6 protein-coding genes are annotated in these 7,420 nt (G+C 71.1%); 2 read left to right on the forward strand and 4 right to left on the reverse strand.

Annotation, left to right across the window (positions count from 1 at the left end; translation table 11 throughout):
* Positions 1-24 precede the first annotated feature (24 nt).
* Together VHW64_RS15795 and VHW64_RS15800 are read left to right on the forward strand one after the other, a co-directional pair.
* Complete coding sequence (locus tag VHW64_RS15795; RefSeq protein ID WP_329651534.1) at positions 25-831, forward strand: hypothetical protein; 807 nt, start codon at positions 25-27, stop codon at positions 829-831.
* On the forward strand, positions 831-2,441 hold the full coding sequence (locus VHW64_RS15800) for a glycoside hydrolase family 13 protein (protein WP_329651535.1): 1,611 nt from the start codon (positions 831-833) through the stop codon (positions 2,439-2,441). The genes VHW64_RS15795 and VHW64_RS15800 overlap by 1 nt, the downstream gene beginning before the upstream one ends.
* 1 nt (position 2,442) lies before the next feature.
* On the opposite strand, the gene VHW64_RS15805 is transcribed toward VHW64_RS15800, so the two are convergent.
* The 4 genes from VHW64_RS15805 to VHW64_RS15820 all read right to left on the reverse strand — a co-directional run.
* Positions 2,443-2,886, reverse strand: coding sequence for a MarR family winged helix-turn-helix transcriptional regulator (locus VHW64_RS15805; protein ID WP_329651536.1), 444 nt, complete (start codon positions 2,884-2,886; stop codon positions 2,443-2,445).
* Positions 2,887-3,247: 361 nt separating this feature from the next.
* On the reverse strand, positions 3,248-5,293 hold the full coding sequence (locus tag VHW64_RS15810) for an ABC transporter ATP-binding protein (protein ID WP_329651537.1): 2,046 nt from the start codon (positions 5,291-5,293) through the stop codon (positions 3,248-3,250).
* Entirely contained in the window at positions 5,290-7,023 is a 1,734-nt protein-coding gene (locus VHW64_RS15815; protein WP_329651538.1) for an ABC transporter ATP-binding protein, read from the reverse strand. Before VHW64_RS15815 ends, VHW64_RS15810 begins: the two co-directional genes overlap by 4 nt.
* Positions 7,024-7,025: 2 nt before the next feature.
* Positions 7,026-7,420, reverse strand: a 395-nt coding sequence (locus VHW64_RS15820) for a hypothetical protein (protein ID WP_329651539.1), incomplete at its 5' end; no start/stop codon positions are given.

A 7,420-nucleotide genomic window follows, 5' to 3' on the forward strand; every position in this document is an offset into this window, starting at 1 on the left:
AACAGCACCCGAGCGAGGAGCGCGATGTCCGACCTGCCCGACCACCCGCCCCTGGTCGTGCCGTCCCGCTTCCGTGGTCCACCGTCGTCGGGCAACGGCGGGTGGTCGGCCGGCGCGGTCTCGGCGCACGCCGGCGCTCAGTGCCCGCACGATCACTCGCGCCCGTGGCCGGCCGTCACGGTCTCGCTGCTGGCGGCGCCGCCACTGGACAGCTCGATGGACCTGGCGCCCGGCGAGGACGGCGGCGTCGTCGCGACGTACGCCGGCAAGCCGGTGCTGTCCGCGCGCTGCACATCCGACGACGTGGTCGACGTGCCCGGCGTCCCGCTCGCGGAGGCGCGGGCCGCGGAGACGACGTACGCCGGGCTGACGAGCCACCCGTTCCCCACCTGCTTCTCCTGCGGGACCGGCCGCGAGCCCGGCGACGGGCTGCGCATCTTCCCCGGACGGGTGGCCGACGTGTCCACCGAGGGTGGCCCCGACCAGGCTCGCGTGGCGGCGAGCTGGCTGCCCGACCGATCGGTCGCCGAGGACTTCCACGCCTATGCCGACGCCCATCCCCGGGCCAGCCTGCCGGTGACGTGGGCCGCGCTGGACTGCGTCGGAGGCTGGGCCGGCGACCTCGAGGAGCGGCTCATGGTGCTCGCCCGGATGACGGTCCGTCTCGACGCCCTGCCGCGGATCGGCGAGGAGCACGTGGTGGTCGGGATGGGACGCCGCCGCGAGGGCCGCAAGACCTGGACGGCGTCGACGATGTACGACTCCTCCGGGTCGGTGGTGGGCAGCGCGGAGCACCTCTGGGTGGCGGTCGACCCCGCGGCGTTCTCCTGATGCCTGCTCCTGCCGGCGCGGCCTCCAGCCCGTGGTGGCGCGACGCCGTGTTCTACCAGGTCTATGTCCGCAGCTTCGCCGACTCCGACGGCGACGGGCTCGGCGACGTCCCCGGCATCACCTCCCGGCTCCGCTACCTGCGCGAGCTCGGCGTCGACGCCCTGTGGATCACGCCCTTCTACCCCTCGCCCCAGCACGACGCGGGGTACGACGTGGCCGACTACCGCGACGTCGACCGGCGCTTCGGCCGGCTGAGCGACGTCGACGAGCTGCTGGCGCGGGCCCACGGGCTCGGGCTCCGCGTCGTCATCGACCTCGTGCCCAACCACACGTCCTGCGAGCACGCGTGGTTCGGCGAGGCGGTGGCCGCGGGACCCGGCAGCCCGGCACGAGCGCGGTACCTCTTCCGCCAGGGCCGCGGGCGGGGCGGCGACCGGCCGCCGAACAACTGGGAGTCCGTCTTCGGCGGGCCCGCGTGGGAGCGGCTGGAGGACGGCGAGTGGTACCTCCACCTGTTCGACACCACGCAGCCGGACCTCGACTGGCGCCACCCCGAGGTGCCGTCGATGTTCTCCGACGTGCTGAGGTTCTGGCTCGACCGCGGTGTCGACGGCTTCCGGGTCGACGTGGCCCACGGCCTGTTCAAGGTCGCGAGCCTGCGCGACCGGCGCGGCGGACCCGCCGGCCGCGACCTCCCGGCCGACCGCGAGGAGCGCACCGACCGGGCGATGGTCGAGCGCACCCTGCCCGACGAGCCGATGTGGGACCAGCCCGAGGTGCACGAGGTCTACCGCGCGTGGCGGCGCATCCTCGACGAGTACGCCGGAGACCGGATGGCGGTAGCCGAGGCCTGGACCCGGACGCCGGAGTCCATGGCGCGCTATGTGCGACCCGACGAGCTGCACCAGGCCTTCAACTTCGCGTGGCTGCTGGCCCCGTGGTCGGCCGCGGCGTTCGCCGGGGTCGTGCGCGGCACCCTGTCGGCCGTCGAGCCCGTGGGTGCCGCGCCGACCTGGGTGCTGTCCAACCACGACGTCGTCCGCCACCCGACGAGGTACGGCGGCGGGTCCCGCGGGCTGGCACGGGCCAGGGCGGCGACCCTGACGATGCTCGCGCTGCCCGGGTCGGCGTACCTCTACCAGGGCGAGGAGCTGGGCCTGGAGGAGGTCGACGTCCCCCCGGAGTCCCGGCAGGACCCGGCGTGGTTCCGCACCGGCAAGCCCGGCCGCGACGGGGCGCGCGTGCCGATCCCGTGGCGGGGCCAGCGGCCGCCGTACGGCTTCGGTCGCGCGGGCAGCTCGCCGTGGCTGCCCATGCCCGACGACTGGGCGCCGCTCACCGTCGCCGCGCAGCGGAGGGACCCCGACTCCACCTGGTCGTTCTATCGCGCAGCTCTGCGCGCGCGACGCCGCCATGTCGGAGGCACCGGCGACGCGGTCGAGATCGTCGAGGGGCGCACGACCGTGCTGCACCTGCGGCGAGGTGATCTCACCGTGGTGTGCAACTGCGGCTCCCGCCCCGCTCGCCTGCCCGCCGGCGAGATCGTCGCCGCCAGCGGCCCGGTGGACGATCGTCTGCTGCCCCCGGACACCGCCGTCTGGCTGCGCTGACTCAGGCGTTCTCGTCGAGCGCCTCGTTGTAGCGTGAGAGGCTGGCGACGAACTCGCGCAGGTCGGCCTCGGACCACCCCGCGAGCTGCTCCTCCAGCCAGCGCCTGCGGTCGCGGTCGACCGCCTCCATCCGGCGTACGGCGTCGGCGCTGGCCGAGACCAGTGCCGCCCGGCCGTCGACCGGGTCCGGCTCCCGGTCGAGGAGACCCAGGTCGCACAGGTGCTGGACCTGGCGGCTGATGGCGCCCTTGTCGACGTTGAACCGCTCGGAGAGCACCGAGGAGCGCCGCGGCCCCTCGGCCGCCAGGTAGGTCAGCATGAGGTACGACGCGGGCTGGAGGTCGGGATGGACGGCCCGGGCCCGCTCGCCGATGACGCGCTTCACCCGTCGGATCAGGACGCCGACCTCTTGCTCGAGGCGGCCCAGCTCGTCAGGGCGCGACATGGCGCCGCAACCTACGCGGTGCACCCCTCCCCTGACAAGGTTGCCCGCGTCAACAGACGGACTCTCGCCAGGCGCGCGGAAATGCAGACGACCCGCAGGTGTGGGCCGCTCTCGCGAGCCCCCTCCGGCCGGACGTGGGCCAGATCACCTGCGGGTCGGGTGTCTGCGTTGTCATGCCAGCAGTACTACGGGCTGGCCGGTTGCTGCTAGACCGCAGCCACCTCACGCGTCCAATAGGTACTCAAAACTGGACCACCTCCTTTCCCGTGTACGACGACGCTAACTCTACGCGCCACCCCCACTCAACCGGTTTGCTGACACGTATCTCGTTGAGTTGGCCCTCCGGGTCCACTCAACGAGCTCAGGCGACGGCGGACTCCTCGGGGGCGACGAACTGCGCGTTGTAGAGGCGCGCGTAGGCGCCGTCCGCCTCGAGGAGCGAGTCGTGGGTGCCCTGCTCGACGATCGCACCGTCCTCCATCACCAGGATCAGGTCGGCGTCGCGGATCGTGGAGAGCCGGTGCGCGATCACGAACGACGTCCGGTCGGTGCGCAGGGCCGCCATCGCATGCTGGAGGAGCAGCTCGGTCCGGGTGTCGACCGAGGAGGTCGCCTCGTCGAGGATCAGCAGCTCGGGGTCGGAGAGGAACGCCCGAGCGATCGTGACCAGCTGGCGCTCACCGGCCGACAGGTTGGTGCCGTCCTCGTCCAGGTGCGTGTCGTACCCGTCGGGCAGCGAGTGGACGAAGCGGTCGACGTACGTCGCCTGGGCGGCCGCGAGGATCTCCTCCTGGGTGGCTCCGGGGCGACCGTAGGCGATGTTGTCGCGAATCGTCCCCTCGAACAGCCAGGTGTCCTGGAGCACCATCCCGATCTGGTCGCGCAGCGCGGCCCGGGGCATCGAGGCGATGTCGACGCCGTCGAGGGTGATCCGGCCCGAGGTGACGTCGTAGAACCGCATCACGAGGTTGACCAGGGTCGTCTTCCCGGCTCCGGTCGGCCCGACGATGGCCACCGTCTGTCCCGGCCGCGCCACCAGCGAGAGGTCCTCGATGAGGGGCTGCGCGACGTTGTAGGAGAAGGACACGTCCTCGAAGCGCACCTCGCCGTGGCGGCGCTCCGCGGGGGCGGGGTCCCCGAGCTCGTCGGGCGCCTGCTCGGGAGCGTCGAGCAGCTCGAAGACCCGCTCGGCGCTGGCGACGCCCGACTGGAGCAGGTTGGTCATCGACGCGACCTGGGTCAGCGGCTGGGTGAACTGCCGGGAGTACTGGATGAACGCCTGCACGTCGCCCAGCGTGATCGAGCCGTTGGCGACCTTGATCCCGCCGAGGACGGCGATCACGACGTAGTTCAGGTTCCCGATGAACATCATCGTCGGCATGATCAGCCCGCTGACGAACTGAGCGCCGAACGACGCCTGGTAGAGCTTGTCGTTCTCCTCGGCGAAGGTCCGCTCGACCTCCTCCTGCCGGCCGAAGACCTTCACCAGCGCGTTGCCGGAGAACGTCTCCTCGATATGGGCGTTGAGCTTCCCGGTACGTCGCCACTGGTCGATGAACATGCCCTGGCTGCGCTTCATCACCGCGCCGGTCACCAGCATCGTGATCGGCACCGTCACCAACGCCACCAGCGCCAGCTCCCACGAGATCGAGAACATGAAGGCGACCACGAAGAGCACCGTCAGCAGGGAGCTGAGCAGCTGGCTCATCGTCTGCTGGAGCGTCTGGCTGATGTTGTCGATGTCGTTGGTGACCCGGCTCAGGAGCTCGCCGCGCGGCTGCTGGTCGAAGTAGCGCAGGGGCAGCCGGTTGACCTTGTCCTCGACCTCGGAGCGCATCTGGAAGATCGTGCGCTGGACGACGTCGTTCAGCAGGTAGCCCTGGAGCCACGAGAGCAGCGACGCCACGACGTACACGCCGAGGACGAGCAGCAGGACGTGCCCGACCGCGGTGAAGTCCACTCCGTGGCCGACCACGAAGTGGTGCATCGAGGCGACGATCGAGGCCTGCTTGTCGTCGCCGGCCTGACGCAGGTGCTCGACGACCTGCTGCTGGGAGGTGCCGGTCGGGGCACCCTGCGGACCGCTGCCGAGCTTCTTGCCGAAGTAGCCGGCGAAGATCAGGTCGGTGGCGTGGCCCAGGATCCGCGGGCCGAGCGCCATCAGGCCGACGCTGAGGACCGCCAGGCACAGCACCGCGGTCGCGCGGACCCGCTGCGGAGCCATCCTGCGGACGACGCGCCTTGCCGACGGCAGGAAGTCGTTGGCCTTCTGCCCGACCATGCCGCCGCCGAAGGGTCCGCGACCCGGCCCCGGCCCCGCCTGGATGCGCTCGGTCTCCTTGAGCTTGCCGTCGGACGGGCCGGTCGAGCCGGACGACGCGGCCGGCGCCTGCTTGTCGCCGCTCATGCCGCCTCCTCCGCACTCAGCTGGGACGCGACGATCTCCTGGTACGTCGGACACGTCTCGAGCAGCTCGTGATGTCGGCCGCGTCCGACGACCACGCCGTCCTCGAGCACGAGGATCAGGTCGGCGTCGCGGATGGTCGAGACCCGCTGGGCGACGATCAGCACCGTCGCGTCCCGCGTGACCGGCCGCAACGCCGCCCGCAGGCGCGAGTCGGTGGCGAGGTCGAGCGCGGAGAAGGAGTCGTCGAACAGGTAGATCTCGGGTCGCCGCACGACGGCTCGTGCGATGGCGAGGCGCTGACGCTGCCCACCGCTGACGTTGGTGCCGCCTTGGGCGATCGTGGCGTCGAGCCCCTCGGGCATCTCGCGGACGAAGTCGGCGCCCTGCGAGACCTCCAGGGCCGCCCACAGCTCCTCGTCGGTGGCGTCGGGCTTGCCGTGCAGCAGGTTGGACCGCACGGTCCCCGAGAACAGGTAGGCCTTCTGCGGGATCAGGCCGAGCACCGACCGCAGCTGCTCCGGATCGAGCCGGCGCACGTCCACGCCGTCCACCGACAGCGCGCCGCCGGTGACGTCGAACAGTCGGGGGACCAGGTTGACCAGCGTGCTCTTGCCGGCGCCGGTCGACCCGATCACGGCGAGGGTCTGGCCGGGACCGGCCTCGAAGGACAGGTCGCGCAGCACCGGGGCGTCGGCCCCCGGGTAGCTGAACTCGACGTGGTCGAACCGCAGCGTCCCGCGCTCGCCCAGCTCGGTGACCGGCTGCTCCGGCACCGGCACCGAGGTGGTCGTGTGCAGGACCTCCATGACCCGGTCGGCGCACACCGCCGACCTCGGGATCATCATCATCATGAAGGTGCCCATCATCACCGACATCACGATCTGCATCAGATAGGCGAGGTACGCCGTCAGCGCACCCACCTGCATCGAGCCGGAGTCGACGCGATGACCGCCGAACCACAGCACGCCGACGGAGGCGACGTTCGCCACGAGCATCACGGTCGGGAACATCAGGGCCTGGTAGCGGCCGGCCCGGGTGGCCACCGTGGTCAGGTCGCCGTTCGCACCGGCGAAGCGCTCGGTCTCCAGCGGCTCGCGCACGAAGGCGCGGACGACGCGGACGCCGGTGATCTGCTCGCGCAGCAGCCGGTTGACCTCGTCGATGCGCTTCTGCATGAGCCGGAAGCTGGGCACCATCCGGGTGATGATCAGGGCCAGGCACGCGGCCAGCACCGGCACGGTGACCGCGACCAGCCAGGACAGCCCGACGTCCTCGCGGATCGCCATCACGATGCCGCCGACCATCATGATCGGCGCCATCACCATCAGCGTGCACGACATCAGCACGAGCATCTGCACCTGCTGGACGTCGTTGGTCTCGCGAGTGATCAGGCTCGGGGCGCCGAAGTCCTGCACCTCGCGCTGGCTGAAGGTGCCGACGCGATGGAAGATCGCCGTCCTCACGTCGCGGCCGAAGCTCATCGCCGTACGGGCGCCGAACCAGACCGCGCCGACCGAGCAGCAGATCTGGACCACGGCGACCGCGAGCATGATGCCGCCCGTGCGGACGATGTAGCCGGTGTCGCCGGTGACGACGCCGTTGTCGATGATGTCGGCGTTCAGGCTGGGCAGGTAGAGCGCCATCACCGTGCCGACGAACTGCAGGCCGACCACGATCATGAGGGGGCGGCGGTACTTCGCGAGGAACCTGCGGACCAGCTTGAGCAACATCTCTACTTCTCTCCCCGTATGGCGACCCCCGAGAGGAGGAGGTCTGCGATCTGCTCCGCGCTGAGTGCGGGAGCCATGCCGAGCTCGGGGCGGCTCGCCCCGAAGATGAGACTGCGCAGTGCGACGGCCGCGACCTCGGGCTCCACGGCGAGCTCGTCGCGGTGGGCCTCGAAGATGCTGGTCAGCCTGCGGTGCAGCTCGGCCTGGGCGTCGAGGACGAACTGCGGCGGGCCGAAGTGCTTCTTGTCGTGGTGATGGAGCGCTTCGTGCCCCCCGAGGTGCCGGCGTACGGCGAACATCACCGACATCGTCATCCGCATCCGGTCGAGCACCCGCTGGGCGGCGGCCACGACCATCTCGCGCAACGTGTCGAGGCCCTGCATCGTCTCGTCGAAGG

Source organism: Nocardioides sp. (assembly GCF_036267815.1).
Classification (GTDB): Bacteria; Actinomycetota; Actinomycetes; order Propionibacteriales; family Nocardioidaceae; genus Nocardioides.

Excerpts from the sequence above, each read along its gene's own strand:
- VHW64_RS15805 (WP_329651536.1), bottom strand. The coding sequence starts at position 2,886 with ATGTCGCGCCCTGACGAGCTGGGCCGCCTCGAGCAAGAGGTCGGCGTC.
- VHW64_RS15795 (WP_329651534.1), top strand. The coding sequence starts at position 25 with ATGTCCGACCTGCCCGACCACCCGCCCCTGGTCGTGCCGTCCCGCTTC.
- VHW64_RS15810 (WP_329651537.1), bottom strand. The coding sequence starts at position 5,293 with ATGAGCGGCGACAAGCAGGCGCCGGCCGCGTCGTCCGGCTCGACCGGC.
- VHW64_RS15800 (WP_329651535.1), top strand. The coding sequence starts at position 831 with ATGCCTGCTCCTGCCGGCGCGGCCTCCAGCCCGTGGTGGCGCGACGCC.
- VHW64_RS15815 (WP_329651538.1), bottom strand. The coding sequence starts at position 7,023 with ATGTTGCTCAAGCTGGTCCGCAGGTTCCTCGCGAAGTACCGCCGCCCC.